Below are 15398 nucleotides of genomic sequence, written 5' to 3'. Positions count from 1 at the left end.
GATGGTTACGAGTCAGTAACACAGGGGGGCGGTAGGACTTGCGGATAACTGGTTTGAGCTGCTATCGCGGCCTCGGCTCGACAGAACGGCAGATTCGGGCAATCAGGATTTGACCCCACAAAACACCTAGAGAATCCGCCGTGCACCAGGTCACTTGCTGCCCGTTATTGGTCCGCATTCGCCCCGATCATGCCTTCCATAATGTGGACAACTCCACAAGATCTCACTGAGCGTGACTAACAACACGACTACTGATAGTTAGTGCTTGGTGTCGGTTGCCCGGCCGAGCGGGGGTTGGCCGAGTGGCCGATCCCGGTACCGACCGGCCGGGTGCCGGCTCGGCCCGGCGTACGGCGTGAGACGATCTGGGGCGTGACGGCCACCCTTCTCGACGGCAAAGCGACCGCGGCGACGATCAAGGAAGAACTGCGCGACCGGGTGAAGGCGCTGGCCGACCGGGGCGTCGTGCCGGGACTGGGCACCGTGCTCGTCGGCGAGGACCCGGGCTCCCGGGCGTACGTCGACGGCAAGCACCGGGACTGCGCCGAGGTGGGCATCGCCTCGATCCGCCGCGAGCTGCCGGCCGACGCCGGCCAGGAGCAGGTGGACGCCACGGTCGCCGAGCTGAACGCCGACCCGGCCTGCCACGGCTACCTCGTGCAGCTCCCGCTCCCGGCGCACCTGGACACCCAGCGGGTACTGGAGATGATCGACCCGGACAAGGACGCCGACGGGCTGCACCCGGTCAACCTCGGCCGGCTGGTACTCGGCTACCCCGGCCCGCTGCCCTGCACCCCGCGCGGCATCGTCGAACTGCTCCGCCGGCACGAGGTGCCGCTGCGCGGCGCCGAGGTGGCGGTGGTCGGCCGGGGCAACACGGTCGGCCGGCCGCTCGGGCTGCTGCTGACCCGGCGCAGCGAGAACGCCACGGTGACGCTCTGCCACACCGGCACCCTCGACCTGGCCGCGCACACCCGCAGTGCCGACATCGTGATCGTGGCGGCCGGCGTGCCGGGCCTGCTCACCGCGGACATGGTCCGGCCCGGTGCCGTGGTGGTCGACGTCGGGATCACCCGGGTGATCGGCGCGGACGGCAAGGGCCGCTACACCGGCGACGTCGGGCCCGACGTCGCCGAGGTGGCCGGCAAGCTGGTGCCGATGCCGGGCGGCGTCGGCCCGATGACCCGGGCGATGCTGCTGACGAACGTGGTGGAGCGGGCCGAGGCCGAGCTGGAACCGCCCGCGCGGGGCTGAAGCCGCCGACGTGGGCCGAAGCCGCCGATGTGAGCCCGGTACCGGCAATTCCGCCCCTGGCCAGAACCGAACACTCTTGACTGATACCGTCCGGAAATAACCAGACGGGTATCAGGGAGTGGGACGACCATGGGCAAAAAGGTCACCGTAGTCGGTGCCGGCTTCTACGGCTCGACGACCGCGCAGCGCCTGGCGGAGTACGACGTCTTCGAGACGGTCGTGATCACCGACATCATCGAGGGGAAGCCCGAGGGGATCGCGCTGGACCTCAACCAGTCGCGTCCGGTGGAGGGCTTCGAGACCAGGGTCGTCGGGGTCACCACCGGCAAGGGCGGCGAGGGCTACGAGGCGATCGAGGGTTCCGACGTCGTCGTGATCACCGCTGGCCTGCCGCGCAAGCCGGGCATGAGCCGGATGGACCTGCTGGAGACCAACGCCCGGATCGTCCGCCAGGTCGCCGAGAACGTCGCCAAGTACGCCCCGAACGCCGTCGTCATCGTCGTCTCCAACCCGCTGGACGAGATGACCGCGCTGGCCCAGATCGCCACCCAGTTCCCGCGCAACCGGGTGCTCGGCCAGGCCGGCATGCTCGACACCGCCCGGTTCAGCAACTTCGTCGCCGAGGCGCTCGGCGTGAAGGTCGGCTCGGTGCGCACCCTCACCCTCGGCTCGCACGGCGACACCATGGTGCCGGTGCCGTCCCGCAGCACCGTCGACGGCAAGCCGCTGCGCGACGTGATGCCGGCCGAGCAGATCGAGGAGCTGGTGGTCCGCACCCGCAACGGCGGGGCCGAGGTGGTCGCGCTGCTCAAGACCGGTTCGGCGTACTACGCCCCGTCGGCCGCCGCCGCCCGGATGGCCCGCGCCGTGGCCACCGACTCCGGCGAGGTGATGCCGGTCTGTGCCTGGGTCGACGGGGAGTTCGGCATCTCCGGGGTCTACCTGGGCGTCGAGGCGGAGATCGGCCGCGAGGGCGTACGCCGGGTCGTGGAGACCCCGCTGGACGCCGACGAGATCGAGAGCCTCAAGGCAGCCGCCGAGGCCGTCCGGGCCAAGCAGTCCGACGTCGCCAACATGTGAGCTGTGAGGAAGGGCCCCCGCTTGTCGCTTTTTGTTGTAGCGGGGGCCCGCCTCACAGGGGTACGAAGGGGTCGCTCAGGTGCGGGGTGCCGAGCGTGCCGGTCGGCCGGGCGGCCAGCTCGGCGAGGAGCCGTTCCCGGGAGGCGCGGGCGGTGGCCGGGTCGACCTCGTGCGCGTACGGCAGCTCGGGGGCGACAAGTTGCACGGCGTGCACCAGCAGGTCGCCGGTGAGCAGCAGGGCGTCGTCGGCGTGCTCGACGAGTACCGACTGGTGGCCGGGGGTGTGGCCGGGGGTGGCGATGATCCGCACCCCGGAGGTGAGCCGGCGGTCGCCGTCGAGTGCGTCGAGCCGCCCGGCGGCGGTGAGCGGGTCGAGCAGGTAGCCGGCCACCCCGGCCGGGTCGGACCGGCGGAACGCCGCCACCTCGGCCTGTTGCAGCAGGTAACGGGCGTTGCGGAAGTACGGCGTACCGCCTTCGCCGGTGACCGCCCAGCCGATGTGGTCGGTGTGCAGGTGGGTGAGTACCACCGTGTCGACCTGTTCCGGGGCGATGCCGGCGGCGGCGAGTTCGGCCGGCAGCCGACCCGGGACCGGTGCCCAGGTCCGGGCCGGCGCGTCGGCCGGCCCGACCCCGGCGTCGACCAGGATCACCCGGCCGGCGTCCGGGCCGTCGTCGAAGCGGAGCGCGAAACAGCGGAACGGCAGCCGCCACCGCCCGTCGGCGGTCACCGCGCCCGGGTCGCGTTCGTCGGCCAGCCGCCAGTGTGCGGCGGTGGCGGTCGGGAACGCCTCGGTGCGGGGCTGGAAGAACAACCCCTCGGCGTCCGGCAGCGCGACGACGGTGACCGGGCCCACGCGGCGGCTGAGCATGGCAGGCAGTGTACGGGCCGCCGACGCTCTCCAGTACGCTCGTACTGCTAGCGCAGATGTCCCGGAGAGGAGCGTCGCCCGATGGCGAAGATCAAGGTTACGAATCCGGTGGTAGAACTCGACGGCGACGAGATGACCCGGATCATCTGGAAGCAGATCCGCGACCAGCTGATCCTGCCTTACCTCGACGTCGACCTGCACTACTACGACCTGTCGATCCAGTACCGCGACGAGACCGACGACCAGGTGACCGTCGACGCGGCGAACGCGATCAAGCAGCACGGCGTCGGCGTGAAGTGCGCCACCATCACCCCGGACGAGGCCCGGGTCGAGGAGTTCGGCCTGAAGAAGATGTGGCGCTCGCCGAACGGCACCATCCGGAACATCCTCGGCGGGGTGGTCTTCCGCGAGCCGATCATCATGTCCAACGTGCCCCGGCTGGTACCGGGCTGGACCAAGCCGATCATCATCGGCCGGCACGCGCACGGCGACCAGTACAAGGCGACCGACTTCGTGGTGCCGGGGCCGGGCACGGTCACCATCACCTACACCCCGACCGACGGCGGCGCCCCGGTCGAGATGGAGGTGGCGAACTTCCCGGGTGGCGGCGTCACCATGGGGATGTACAACTACGACGACTCCATCCGGGACTTCGCCCGCGCCTCGTTCCGGTACGGCCTGGACCGCGGCTACCCGGTGTACCTGTCGACGAAGAACACCATCCTCAAGGCGTACGACGGCCGGTTCAAGGACCTCTTCGCCGAGGTCTTCGAGGCCGAGTTCAAGGCGGACTTCGACGCCGCCGGGATCAGCTACGAGCACCGGCTGATCGACGACATGGTGGCCGCCGCGCTGAAGTGGGAGGGCGGCTTCGTCTGGGCCTGCAAGAACTACGACGGTGACGTGCAGTCCGACACGGTGGCGCAGGGCTTCGGCTCGCTGGGCCTGATGACCTCGGTGCTGATGACCCCGGACGGCCGTACCGTCGAGGCCGAGGCCGCGCACGGCACCGTCACCCGGCACTACCGGCAGTGGCAGAAGGGCGAGAAGACCTCGACCAACCCGATCGCGTCGATCTTCGCCTGGACCCGGGGCCTCGCGCACCGGGGCAAGCTGGACGGTACCCCCGAGGTGACCCGGTTCGCCGAGACCCTGGAGCGGGTCTGCGTGCAGACCGTCGAGGGTGGCCAGATGACTAAGGACCTGGCCCTGCTCATCTCCCGGGACGCCCCGTGGCTGACCACCGACGAGTTCATGGCCGCCCTGGACAACAACCTGGCGAAGACGCTCGCCGGCTGACCGTCTCCCTCGCATCCCGCGAGTCGCGGGAGGTCGTTCTGTAGATCTTGACGACTTGTTGTCGTTCCCTCGACAACAAGTCGTCAAGATCTACTCGGGATGGTCGGTCGGACGTCTAAGATCGACTGATTTGTGGCGTTACCGGTCGGGGCGCAGCCTCGTTGGACAGGGTGGACGTGATGCCAGTCGCGTCCAGGAAGACCGGCCCGGTCGAGGCCGCCGCGAGAGGCCCGTACCGGATGGAGCGGTCTTCCCGGCTGTTGCGCACAGCCGGCCGTCCCTTCCCTGCGGGGGGCCCTGTCCCGGGCCCCCCGCGCCCTCACTCACTCCTCGATCGGCCCCAGCGTCACCCGGCCGTCCTCGGCGACCTGCCAGTCCGGGTTGTGCGCCACCTCCCAGACCAGGTCGTTCGGGTCCGAGAAATGGCCGTGGTAGCCGCCGAAGGCAGCCCGCTGACCGGCCTTGACGATCGTCCCCCCGGCGGCAGCCGCCTGGGCCAGCACCCGGTCCACCTCCGCCGGGCTCTCCACGTTGTGCGACAGGGTGAACCCGGTCGGCGCGGGTAGCACCGGCGTACCGGCCCCGAGGTCGGCGGCGAACGCCTCCGCCTCGAAGAGCCCGAGCACCACCCCCGGGGCCACCTGGAAGAAGAGGATCTCGTCCGGTACGTCCAGGGTCGGCGTCCAGCCCAGCCCGTCCAGGTAGAACTCCCGGGCCCGGTCCAGATCCCGGGTGGCGACGGTCAGGAAGTGCACGCGCTGCTCCATGACCAGTCATTGTCCGGCCCGGCACCCTCCAGCGTGCCCGCTTCGTCGGTGAACTGCGGTACAACGCGATCTGGAAGCCGGGCAGCGGTCCGAGCCCGGTCCTGATCGGCTGGACCGAGCAGCAGTTCTTCACCCAGGTCGGGACGTACTGGAACCAGGGGCTGCGGCCGTGGCGGATCAACCGCTACCCGCACGCCGGGAGCTTCCGGTACGACGCCATCTTCAAGCCCGGCACCGACGGCCGGCGGTACGTCGTCGACTGGACCCGGGAGAGCCTGCTCGCCGAGGACGCCAAGATGCGTGCCCAGGGATATCGGCTCGTCCAGGTGACCGGGGTGCCGCAGAACAGCCCGATCACCAACGACATCCGCTACGTCGGCATCTGGATGCCGGGCACCGACGCCCGGCCCGTCCTGCTCGGCGGGACCTGGGACGAGGTCTCGCAGGCGAACGGCAACCACTGGGCCAGCGGCTACCGGATGAAGTACCTGAGCAGCTACCTGACGAACACCGGGGCGCTGCGCTACGACGCGATCTGGGAGCCGGGCGGCGACGGACGACCGGTCATCTTCGGCTGGGACGCGGCCGGCTTCGCCGCGAAGAACTCGGAGTTCTGGGCCGCCGGCTACCGGCCGACGGTGTTGCAGAGCTATCTCAGTCCGAGCTGATCGTCCGGCTCTGGTGGGGCGGCGGCGTGCGGTAGACCGCACGCCGCCGCCCTGATCCGCCGTGCGATCCCCAGCCCTCGCCGACCAGCACCCAGCCGGCGAGGGCGGTCTGGGACAGCCCGAACTCAGCCGGCGGCCCGGAGGAGTGCGGCGGCCCGCTCCGGCGCGATGTCGTTGACGAAGACTCCCATCGCCGACTCCGAGCCGGCCAGGTACTTCAGCTTGTCGGCCGCCCGCCGGATGCTGAACACCTGGAGGTGCAGGTGGGCCAGGGCCGGATCGGCGTGCACCGGCGCCTGGTGCCAGGCCGAGATGTACGGCAGCGGCCGGTCGAAGAGCCGGTCGAGCCGGCGCAGCAGGTCCAGGTAGAGCGGGCCGAAGGCGTCCCGCTCGGCGTCGTCCAGCGCCGGGATGTCCGGTACCGGTCGGTGCGGCGCGACGTGCACCTCGAACGGCCAGCGCGCGGCGGCCGGCACGTACGCCGTCCAGTGCTCGTTTGCCAGCACCACCCGGTCCCCGGCGGCCCGTTCGGCGGCGAGTACGTCGGCGTAGAGGTTGCGCCCGCCGGTGCGTTCCGCGTGCCGGCGGGCCGCCGCCAGCATCGCCCGGCTGCGCGGCGGCAGGAACGGGTACGCGTAGATCTGCCCGTGCGGATGGTGCAGGGTCACCCCGATCTCCACGCCCCGGTTCTCGAAGCAGAAGACCTGCTCCACCCCGGGCAGTCCGGACAGCGCGGCGGAACGGTCGGCAAGCGCCTCCAGTACGGTACGCACCCGGCTCGGCGGCAGGGTGCCGAACGACGCGGAGTGGTCGGCGGTGAAGCAGATCACCTCGCACCGTCCCGTCCCCGGCCGCACCGCCGTGAACGGGGTGATCTCGCCGGGCGGGTCACCGGGCCGGTCGCTGAAGGACGGGAACCGGTTCTCGAAGACCACCACGTCGTAGTCGTACGCCGGGACCTCGCCGGAACGTTCCGGTGTGGACGGACACAGTGGGCACTTGTCGCTCGGCGGCAGGAAGATCCGGTCCTGCCGGTGCGCGGCGACCGCCACCCACTCGTCGACCAGCGGGTCGTAGCGCAGCTGCGAGGCCGGCGGCGGCAGCGGCAGCTCCCGCCGGTCCGGCCCCTCCCGGACCGCGTCCGGGCGCTCGTCGAAGTAGATCAGCTCGCGCCCGTCGGCCAGCTTCACCGCCGTCCGCCTCACCGGCCCACCTCGCCGCGCAGCGTGCGTCGCAGTACCTTGCCGGGCAGGCTCACCGTGCCACCTCACAGAGCAGTAGTTCCGGTACGTGCGCCCGGAGGACCTCCCGGGCGGGTTCGGGCAGGCCGGTGTCGCAGACCACGGTGTGCGCCTCGGCCAACCCGGCGAACGAGGAGATCCCCACCGTCGCCCACTTCGTCGAGTCGGCAAGCACCACCAGCCGGTCCGCCGCGGCCAGCAGGGCCCGGTTGGTCTCCGCCTCCAGCAGGTTCGGGGTGCTGAACCCGGCCCGCTCGCTCATCCCGTGCACCCCGAGGAAGACCAGGTCCAGGTGGAGCGAGCGGATGGTGGCCACCGCGACCGGCCCGACCAGGGCGTCGGACGGGGTGCGTACCCCGCCGGTCAGCACCACCGTCTGGTCGGGGCGCCCGGACCGGTGCAGGATCTCGGCGACCGGGATCGAGTTGGTGAGCACGGTGAGCGCCGGTACCCCGGCCAGCCGGCGGGCCAGCTCGGCGGTCGTCGTACCCGCGGAGAGCGCGACAGCCATCCCGGCGGTGACCAGTCGGGCGGCCTCGGCCGCGATGGCGGCCTTCTCGGCCTGCTGCCGCACCGACTTGGCCGCGAAGCCCGGCTCGTCGGTGGAGCCGGGCCGGGCGGTGGTCGCCCCGCCGTGCACCTTGGCCAGCAGGCCGCGTTCGGCAAGCGCCTCCAGGTCGCGCCGGATGGTCATGTCGGAGACGCCGAACTCGCCGGCCAGCTCGGTCACCCGGACCCCGCCGGTGGCCCGGACCCGGCCCAGGATCGCCTCCTGACGCTGCTGGGCCAGCATCAGGGTGTACCTGTCGCCGCTGCCGCTGCCGCTGCCGCTGCCGGTGCCTGGGCCGGCTCGGCCGGCGGCTGTGCCAGCACGGCGACGCCGCGCGGTCCGACCCGGGTCGGGCCGGCCCACCCGGTGCCGGTCAGCAGGTCGGTCCCGGCCGCGTCGACCTCCGCCGGCCGGTCGGAGCGGTTGAGCAGGAAGAGGTACGACCGCCCGTCCGGGTGCCGGCGCCGGATCTGCTCCACCCCGGGTACGGCCGGACCGGTCGGCCCGGCACCTGCCTCGCCCGCGACCCGGGACAGCAGGGCGCCCAGTGCGGTCTGCTCCAGCCGGGTGCCGAGATACCAGGCGCTGCCGCCGCCGGCGACCGCCCGTCGGGTGATCGCCGGACCGCCGGCGACCGGCCCGGTGTCGAAGCTGGCCAGCACCTCGGCCTCCGGTGCGGTCAGCAGCTCGGTCCAGACCGCCGCCGAGGTGCCGTCGTCCAGGCGTACCGTGCCGGCGGTCGGCAGTGGGAAGAACTCCTCGACCCGGATGCCGAGCAGCTCGGCGAAGGCGCCCGGCAGCGGGGCCGGCCGGACCCGGTCGCAGGCGTCCACGAGCCCGCTGTACGGGCCGACCACCAGGGTGCCGCCGGAGCTGACGTACCCGGTGAGGTTGTCGAGCGCGGCGTCGTCGACCAGGTAGAGGGCGGGGGCCAGCACCAGCCGGTAGCGGCTCAGGTCGGCAGCCGGCGGGGCCAGGTCGGCGGTGATTCCGGCCCGCCAGAGCGCGCTGTGCCAGCGGCGGATCTCGTCGAAGGCCACCATGTCGGTGCTCGGCTGGTTGGCCGCCTCCTGGGCCCAGACCGACGGGTAGTCCAGCAGCACCGCGACCTCGGCCTCGGTCCGGGAGCCCTCGATCTCGGCCAGCGCCCGCAGGTGCCGGCCCAGCTCGACCACCTCGCGCCAGATCTTCGAGTCGGTGCCGGCGTGCGGCAGCATCGCCGAGTGCCACTTCTCCGAGCCGGCCCGGCTGGCCCGCCACTGGAAGAAGAGCGCACCCTCCGAGCCCCGGGCCACGTGCGCCAGCGCGTCCCGGACGAGCTGCCCGGCCGGCTTGGCCAGGTTGCGCGGCTGCCAGTTGACCGCGCTGGTGGAGTGCTCCATCAGCAGCCACGGGCCGCCGGCCAGCGACCGGCTCAGGTCGGCGGCGAAGGCGATCTGGGCCGGCGGTTCGAGCGGGTGCTCGCCGAGCAGGTAGTGGTCGTTGGAGAGCAGCCGGTCCGGGCCGGTCAGCTCCGGGCCCCAGGTCCAGTGGTCCAGGTCGACGCAGCTCGCGGTCATCAGGTTCGTGGTGACCGGTACGCCGGGGGAGAGCCGGTGCAGCGCGTCCCGTTCGGCGGTGAAGCAGGCCAGGTGCTCGTCCGAGCTGAACCGCCTGAAGTCCAGCACCTGCCCCGGGTTCGACGAGGTCGGGGTGGCCCGGGGCGGCAGCACCTGCGCCCAGTCGGTGTACGTCTGCGACCAGAACGCCGTACCCCAGGCCGCGTTCAGGGCGTCGAGGTCGCCGTACCGGTGCCGCAGCCAGCCGCGGAACGCCTCGGCCGAGACGTCGCAGTAGCAGTGCGGGTTGTGGCAGGCGTACTCGTTGTGCACGTGCCAGACGGCCAGCGCCGGATGGTCGGCGTAGCGCCGGCCGAGCTGCTCGGCCAGCGCCAGGGCGGCCTGCCGGTACACCGGTGAGCTGGCGCAGATCGCCTGCCGGCTGCCGTAGCTGAGCCGCCGCCCGTCGGCGTCCACCGGCAGCGTCTCCGGGTGGGCGGCGGAGAACCAGGGCGGCGGCGAGGCGGTGGCGGTGGCCAGGCAGACCCGGATGTCACCGGAGTGCAGCAGGTCCATGATCCGGTCCAGCCGGTCGAAGTCGTAGCGCCCGGGTGCGGGTTCGAGCCAGGCCCAGGCGAAGACGCCGACGGTGACCAGGTTGACCCCGGCCTCGCGCATCAGCGCCACGTCCTGCGGCCAGACCTCCTCGGGCCACTGCTCCGGGTTGTAGTCCCCGCCGTAGCTCAGGCCCTCGACGTTCGGCACCAGACCGGTCACACCGCCTCCAAACGCGCCCGCACGCAATCCAACAGATACGAACACTAGCGCCCGCGCGGCGTCCAGGGTAGGAGCGTGTGAGGTGTCAGGAGGGGGCCCTTCCTACACGGAATGCGATAAGGCGGGGGCCCTTCCTTACAGTTGTTGCAGGCGGGACTCGACCCAGCCGGTCTCGGTCAGGTGGGCCAGTAGTAGCTGAACGCACTCGTCCACCGTCATGTCGGTGGTGTCCAGCACCAGGTCGGCGTCGGCCGGCTCCTCGTACGGGTCGTCGATCCCGGTCATCCCGGTGAGCTGGCCGGCGCGGGCCCGGGCGTACAGCCCCTTGCGGTCCCGCCGCTCGCAGACCGCCAGCGGGGTGGCGACGTGCACCAGCACGAATCCCGCCCCGGCGGACCGGGCCATCTCCCGGGCGGTCGCCCGGGCGCGGTGGTACGGCGCGATCGGGCAGCAGATCGCCAACCCCCGGTGCCGGGCCACCTCGGTGGCGACCCAGCCGATCCGGCGTACGTTCAGGTCCCGGTCGGCCCGGCTGAAGCCCAGCCCGGCGGAGAGTTCCCGGCGCACCACGTCGCCGTCGAGCAGCGTGATGGTGCGGTCTCCGCCCTCCCGCAGCGCGTCGGCCAGCCCCCGGGCGATCGTCGACTTGCCCGAGCCGGAGAGCCCGGTGAGGAAGACCACCAGCCCCCGGTGCCGGCGCGACGGCCGGGCCCGGGTCAACTCCTTCGCCACCGCCGGCGGGGTGTGCCACTCCGGCAGCGGGAAGCCCCGGTCGAGCAGGTCCTCGATCTCCGCCTGGTCCAGCGCCAGCCGCCGGTTGCGCGGCGGGATGTCGTCCCGCCACCGCCACTGGCCGTCCCGGTTGTCGTAGGCCAGTTCCCGGGGGACGAGCATCCGCAGCCCGCCGCCGGTGACCATCTCGGTGGTGGAGAGCACGTGGGTCACCCCGTACGCCCGGGCCACCCGGGCCCGCAGCAGCGCGTCCCAGATGTCGTCGCCGCGCCGGGCGATCGGCACCGCGACGATCGTCGCCGGGGGCATCCGGTCCCGGGCTCCGAAGACGCTCCGGACCAGCACCTCGGGCGCCAGCCCGTCCGCACTGCTGTCGGCGACCGGGACCAGGATGAGCAGGTGTGCGGCGAGGGTACGGACCGCGTGCGCGATCTGCGCGAGCTGTGGCCGGTGCAGTGGCCGGTCGGCGATCACCCCGAGCACCCGCCCCGGCGGCAGCAGCTCCCGGACCTCGGCCGGGGTACGGCGCAGTCGCTGGAACGGGCCGTGGCCGCCGTCGCCGATCCGGCGTACCGGGCCGCCGACGCCGTACCAGCCCTGGGTGGTGGGCCAGAGGTCGGCGACCTCCAGCAGCGCGATCGGCGCCCCCTCCGGGTCGGTCAGGACCAGGCCACGCTCGACCGGGTTGTCCAGGTCGAGGCCGCCGACCAGATCCGCCGGCACCTGGAGGGTCACCGGCACCGGCCAGGGGCCGCCGTCGGCGAGCCGGCCGCGCCGGGCCACCGAGGCCAGGTCGGCCCGGCCCATGAAGCCGGCGAGCGGGGCGTACGCGCCGGAGAGCAGCAACTCCAGGTCGGCCAGCTCGTAGGGGCGCGGCGTGTACGCCGGAGCATCCCGCAGCAGCTCGTCGGGCAGCACCCACCCGTTGCTCATCGCACCCCCAACTACGCCGGCCGGCACACAGTTTCGCAGCCGGCCGCCGATCGGTCGAGACCGCCACTCCCGTTTGGACGCGGCGCGCCGGTCCCGTCGAGTTGCCGGCGGTGGCCACCAGGAGGTTACCGAACCGGGCCGAGTTCGGCCGCGCCGAAGGAGACCGCGAAACGCCGACACCAGATCGAGACGCTGCGCAGCCGTTCGAGGTCGGTACCGGCCGGTACCGCGTACGCCTGGTCGCCCCGGTTGCCCTTCAGCCGGCCGAGTTCGACGAAGCGGCCGTCGTCGAAGACGTGCCAACCTGCCCGGCCCGCCCGGACCGGCTGGTCGGAGAGCCAGACCCGCAGGTCGGGCCCGTTCGAGGTGTCCAGGTCCACCAGTTCCAGCCGGTGGCCGCCATCGGGTTGGCGGACGATCCGGGCCGTTCCGCTGGTTTCGTGTTCGTGCGTGACGAAGGTGCCTCTGCTGACCAGCACCGGCCGGGCGGCAGCGCCGGCAGCCGGGGAGGAGGGCGCGGTCGACGGGGCGACGGTCGACGGACCGGTGCTCGGCGGGCCGGTCGTCGGCGCCTCCGGCGCGGGCTCGGTGAGCCGCTCGGCGACGTTCTGGTCGACCACGAGCTTCCAGGGCTGGAACCAGTAGCCGCCGAAGATCGCGGCGGCGACGAGTACGGCGGCGACCACCCAGGTCAGCGGAGCGCGGAGCAGGCGACGGAACATGCCGCCAGTCAACCGGAGCACCGCCGGCGCGGGTGGCCGTACCGGCTTACGAAAGTCTTACTCCTCCCCTAGGGGGACGGTCGTGGGGTGCCCGGACGATTCCGGGTACTTCCAGGGTGGTTTCCGGACCTCCGGAACGTGCCGCCGGTCCTACCCTGGCAGCGTGACAGTGATCGCGACCCAGTCGCTGACCAAGACGTACGGCAATCGGGTGACCGCGCTGTCCGACCTGACGGTCACCGTCGAGCCGGGCATCGTCGGTCTGGTCGGAGCCAACGGGGCCGGCAAGTCGACCTTTATCAAGATCATGCTCGGCCTGCTGGAACCGACCGGCGGACAGGCCCGGGTGCTGGGCCTCGATCCGACGGTCGACGGGCACCAGGTGCGGGCCCGGGTCGGCTACATGCCGGAGCACGACTGCCTGCCGCCCGACCTGTCGGCCGCGGAGTTCGTCACGCACATGGGACGGATGAGCGGGCTGCCCAAGACGACCGCCCGGGAGCGGGCCTCCGAGACGCTGCGGCACGTCGGCCTCTACGAGGAGCGGTACCGCCAGGTCGGTGGCTACTCCACCGGCATGAAACAGCGGGTCAAGCTGGCCCAGGCGCTTGTGCACGACCCGGACCTGCTGCTGCTCGACGAGCCGACCAACGGGCTGGACCCGGCCGGCCGGGACGCCATGCTCGCCCTGATCGAGCGGATCGGCACCGAGTTCGGCATCTCGGTGCTGGTCTGCTCGCACCTGCTCGGCGAGGTCGAGCGGATCTGCGACGCGCTCGTCGCGATCGAGGGCGGCAAGCTGCTCCGGTCGGCGCAGCTGGCCGACATGACCGCGGTGACCGAGGTGCTCTCGGTCGAGGTGAGCGAGGGCACCGACGAGCTGGCGGCCCGGCTCGCCGCCGCCGGCCTGCCGGTCCGGCGGGACGGCCGGCAACTGCTGGTACCCCTGCTCGACACCGAAGCCGGCCCGGCCGGCGCGTCAGCCGGCGCACCGGCCGCGGACTCGGCCCTCGACCGGACCTACGACCTGATCCTGACCGCGGTCGCCGAGCTGGACCTGCCGCTGCACCGGCTCGACCAGCGGCGGCACCGGGTCGTCGAACTCTTCGCCACCGATCCGGCCCGGGTGCCCGCACCGGTCACCGCCGGCACGTCCCTGGAGGGCGCCCGATGACCACCCTCGACGCTGCCCGGCCGGACCGCCCGGCCGGGGTCATCCACGACATCGGCTACCAGCGCTACGACGGCCCCCGGCTGGGCCGGCGCTACCTGGTCGGCTCGCTCTACCTGCACAGCCTGCGCACCGCCTTCGGGCTCGGGCGCACCTTCAAGGCGAAGATCTTCCCGTGGCTGATCGTCGGGGTGGTCGGGGTGGTCGCCGCGGTGCTGACCGCCGTACGCGCCCAGACCGGCAGCCTCGCGCTGAGCTACGCCGAGTTCCCCGAGACACTCAGCGTGCTGATCATCTTCTTCTGCGCCATCGTGGCTCCGGAACTCGCGTCGAGGGACCTGCACAGCGGGGTGCTGCCGCTCTACTTCGCCCGGCCGTTGCACCGGGGCGACTACGCGCTCGTCAAACTCGCCGCACTGGTCTCGGCGACGTTCCTGACCGTCGGCGCGCCGCTGACCGTGATGTTCGCCGGCTCCGCGTTCATGGTCGACGGCTTCGGCGCGGTCTGGGACGAGTTCACCGACTTCCTGCCGGCGCTCGGCTACGTCGCCGTGCACGCGGTCGTCTACTCGGCGCTGGCGCTGCTGGTCGCCTCGCTGGTCCGCCGCCGGGCCGTCGCGGCCGGGGCGATCGTCGGGGCGTTCCTGCTCACCACCCCGGTCGTCGGGGTGCTCTCGGTGCTGCCGTACCAGGCGGCCAACCAGCTCGCCGGACTGGCCAGCCCGGTCACCATGGTCGGCGGGATCGGCGACTGGATGTTCGAGCCGAGCGGCGACCTCGACGTCGGCCCGTACGGCCCGCTCTACGCCCTGGTCGCCGTCGGGTTCGTCGTCCTCGGGGTCCTGCTGCTGCTCGCCCGTTACCGGAAGGTCGCCGCGAAATGAGTGAACTGCAACTGGCCGGCGTCTCCCGCTGGTACGGCAACGTGGTGGCGGTCAACGACGTGTCGATGAGCCTCGGCGCGGGGGTCACCGGGCTGCTCGGGCCGAACGGTGCCGGCAAGACCACCGTGCTGCACATGATGGCCGGCTTCCTGGCCCCCTCGAAGGGCACGGTGACGCTCGACGGCGAGCCCACCTGGGGCAACCCGGAGGTCTACCGGCGGCTCGGCCTGGTCACCGAGCGGGAGTCGGTCTACGACTTCCTCAGCGCGTACGAGTTCGCGCTGGCCAGCGCCAAGCTGCACCGGCTGCCGCAGCCGGCGGAGGCGGCCCGGCGGGCGATCGAGCTGGTCGAGCTGACCGAAGCGCAGGACCGCCGGATCGGCACGTACTCCAAGGGCATGCGGCAGCGGGCCCGGGTCGCCGCCGCGCTGGTGCACGACCCGCAGGTGCTGCTGCTGGACGAGCCGTTCAACGGGATGGACCCGAGGCAGCGGCTGCACATGATGGAGCTGCTGCACTCGCTCGGCGAGCAGGGCCGGACGATCCTGTTCAGCTCGCACATCCTGGAGGAGGTCGAGCAGGTCTCCGGTACGGTGCAGGTGATCGTCTCCGGCCGGCTGGCCGCCTCCGGCGACTTCCGGACGATCCGCCGGCTGATGACCAACCGGCCGCACGTCTTCGCGGTGCAGTCCAGCGACGACCGCCGGCTGGCGGTGCAGCTGATCGGCCAGCCTTCGGTGAACGGGGTGGACGTGACCCGGGACGGCCTGACCGTCCGGGCCGGCGACTACGGCAGCTTCACCCGGGCCCTGCCGAGGATCGCGCTGGCCTCCGGCATCCGGGTACGCCGGCTGCTGCCCTCGGACGAGTCCCTGGAGAGCGTGTTCTCCTACCTGGTGGAGGCGTGACCT

The 15398-nt window shown here is 72.2% G+C and carries 14 protein-coding genes; 7 read left to right on the top strand and 7 right to left on the bottom strand.

The genetic code is table 11. The features are described from left to right. Nucleotides 1-372 precede the first annotated feature (372 nt). Nucleotides 373-1254 carry a bifunctional methylenetetrahydrofolate dehydrogenase/methenyltetrahydrofolate cyclohydrolase gene (locus ACN28A_RS08165; RefSeq protein WP_421393809.1) on the top strand — a complete coding sequence of 294 codons (882 nt, stop codon included), beginning with the start codon at nucleotides 373-375 and terminating at the stop codon, nucleotides 1252-1254. A 129-nt stretch (nucleotides 1255-1383) separates the two neighbouring features. Further along, nucleotides 1384-2334: a malate dehydrogenase gene (locus ACN28A_RS08160; RefSeq protein ID WP_421393807.1), complete on the top strand. Its 951-nt coding sequence runs from the start codon at nucleotides 1384-1386 to the stop codon at nucleotides 2332-2334. A gap of 52 nt (nucleotides 2335-2386) precedes the next feature. On the opposite strand, the gene ACN28A_RS08155 is transcribed toward ACN28A_RS08160, so the two are convergent. Next, nucleotides 2387-3205 carry an MBL fold metallo-hydrolase gene (locus tag ACN28A_RS08155; RefSeq protein ID WP_421393806.1) on the bottom strand — a complete coding sequence of 273 codons (819 nt, stop codon included), beginning with the start codon at nucleotides 3203-3205 and terminating at the stop codon, nucleotides 2387-2389. 81 nt (nucleotides 3206-3286) lie between these two features. Here ACN28A_RS08155 and ACN28A_RS08150 point away from each other — a divergent pair, with 81 nt between their 5' ends. Further along, a complete protein-coding gene (locus ACN28A_RS08150; RefSeq protein ID WP_421393804.1) occupies nucleotides 3287-4504 on the top strand; it encodes an NADP-dependent isocitrate dehydrogenase in 1218 nt (405 codons plus the stop codon). Nucleotides 4505-4827: 323 nt separating this feature from the next. Here the strand turns inward: ACN28A_RS08150 and ACN28A_RS08145 are convergent, their stop codons facing one another. Then, nucleotides 4828-5271 (bottom strand): VOC family protein, encoded by a 444-nt coding sequence (locus tag ACN28A_RS08145; protein ID WP_421393803.1) that lies wholly within the window; start codon nucleotides 5269-5271, stop codon nucleotides 4828-4830. 296 nt (nucleotides 5272-5567) lie between these two features. Here ACN28A_RS08145 and ACN28A_RS08140 point away from each other — a divergent pair, with 296 nt between their 5' ends. Beyond that, a complete protein-coding gene (locus tag ACN28A_RS08140) occupies nucleotides 5568-5939 on the top strand; it encodes a hypothetical protein (RefSeq protein ID WP_421393801.1) in 372 nt (123 codons plus the stop codon). A gap of 125 nt (nucleotides 5940-6064) precedes the next feature. On the opposite strand, the gene galT is transcribed toward ACN28A_RS08140, so the two are convergent. The 5 genes from galT to ACN28A_RS08115 all read right to left on the bottom strand — a co-directional run bounded on the left by galT (nucleotide 6065) and on the right by ACN28A_RS08115 (nucleotide 12432). Further along, entirely contained in the window at nucleotides 6065-7144 is a 1080-nt protein-coding gene (gene galT / locus ACN28A_RS08135) for a galactose-1-phosphate uridylyltransferase (RefSeq protein WP_421393799.1), read from the bottom strand. Nucleotides 7145-7193: 49 nt separating this feature from the next. Further along, entirely contained in the window at nucleotides 7194-7973 is a 780-nt protein-coding gene (locus ACN28A_RS08130; protein WP_278064143.1) for a DeoR/GlpR family DNA-binding transcription regulator, read from the bottom strand. Continuing rightward, a complete protein-coding gene (locus tag ACN28A_RS08125; protein WP_421393796.1) occupies nucleotides 7973-10045 on the bottom strand; it encodes a beta-galactosidase in 2073 nt (690 codons plus the stop codon). The genes ACN28A_RS08130 and ACN28A_RS08125 overlap by 1 nt, the downstream gene beginning before the upstream one ends. A gap of 135 nt (nucleotides 10046-10180) precedes the next feature. After that, nucleotides 10181-11710: an adenylyl-sulfate kinase gene (cysC, locus tag ACN28A_RS08120; RefSeq protein ID WP_421393793.1), complete on the bottom strand. Its 1530-nt coding sequence runs from the start codon at nucleotides 11708-11710 to the stop codon at nucleotides 10181-10183. A 125-nt stretch (nucleotides 11711-11835) separates the two neighbouring features. Further along, a complete protein-coding gene (locus tag ACN28A_RS08115; protein ID WP_421393791.1) occupies nucleotides 11836-12432 on the bottom strand; it encodes a DM13 domain-containing protein in 597 nt (198 codons plus the stop codon). Nucleotides 12433-12595: 163 nt separating this feature from the next. On the opposite strand from ACN28A_RS08115, the gene ACN28A_RS08110 reads away from it, so the two are divergent. Genes ACN28A_RS08110 through ACN28A_RS08100 form a run of 3 tightly spaced genes read left to right on the top strand, consistent with a single transcriptional unit; the run spans nucleotide 12596 to nucleotide 15395 of the window. After that, the gene (locus ACN28A_RS08110; protein WP_421393788.1) at nucleotides 12596-13606 is read left to right on the top strand and encodes an ABC transporter ATP-binding protein; all 1011 of its coding nucleotides are present in this window, start codon (nucleotides 12596-12598) and stop codon (nucleotides 13604-13606) included. Further along, nucleotides 13603-14487: an ABC transporter permease gene (locus ACN28A_RS08105; protein WP_421393785.1), complete on the top strand. Its 885-nt coding sequence runs from the start codon at nucleotides 13603-13605 to the stop codon at nucleotides 14485-14487. The genes ACN28A_RS08110 and ACN28A_RS08105 overlap by 4 nt, the downstream gene beginning before the upstream one ends. Next, nucleotides 14484-15395 (top strand): ABC transporter ATP-binding protein, encoded by a 912-nt coding sequence (locus ACN28A_RS08100; RefSeq protein ID WP_421393784.1) that lies wholly within the window; start codon nucleotides 14484-14486, stop codon nucleotides 15393-15395. The genes ACN28A_RS08105 and ACN28A_RS08100 overlap by 4 nt, the downstream gene beginning before the upstream one ends. The last annotated feature ends 3 nt before the right edge of the window (nucleotides 15396-15398 follow it).

Source organism: Plantactinospora sp. WMMB782 (assembly GCF_049179135.1).
Taxonomy (GTDB): Bacteria; Actinomycetota; Actinomycetes; order Mycobacteriales; family Micromonosporaceae; genus Plantactinospora.
This window is presented reverse-complemented; position numbering and strand designations above follow the sequence as displayed.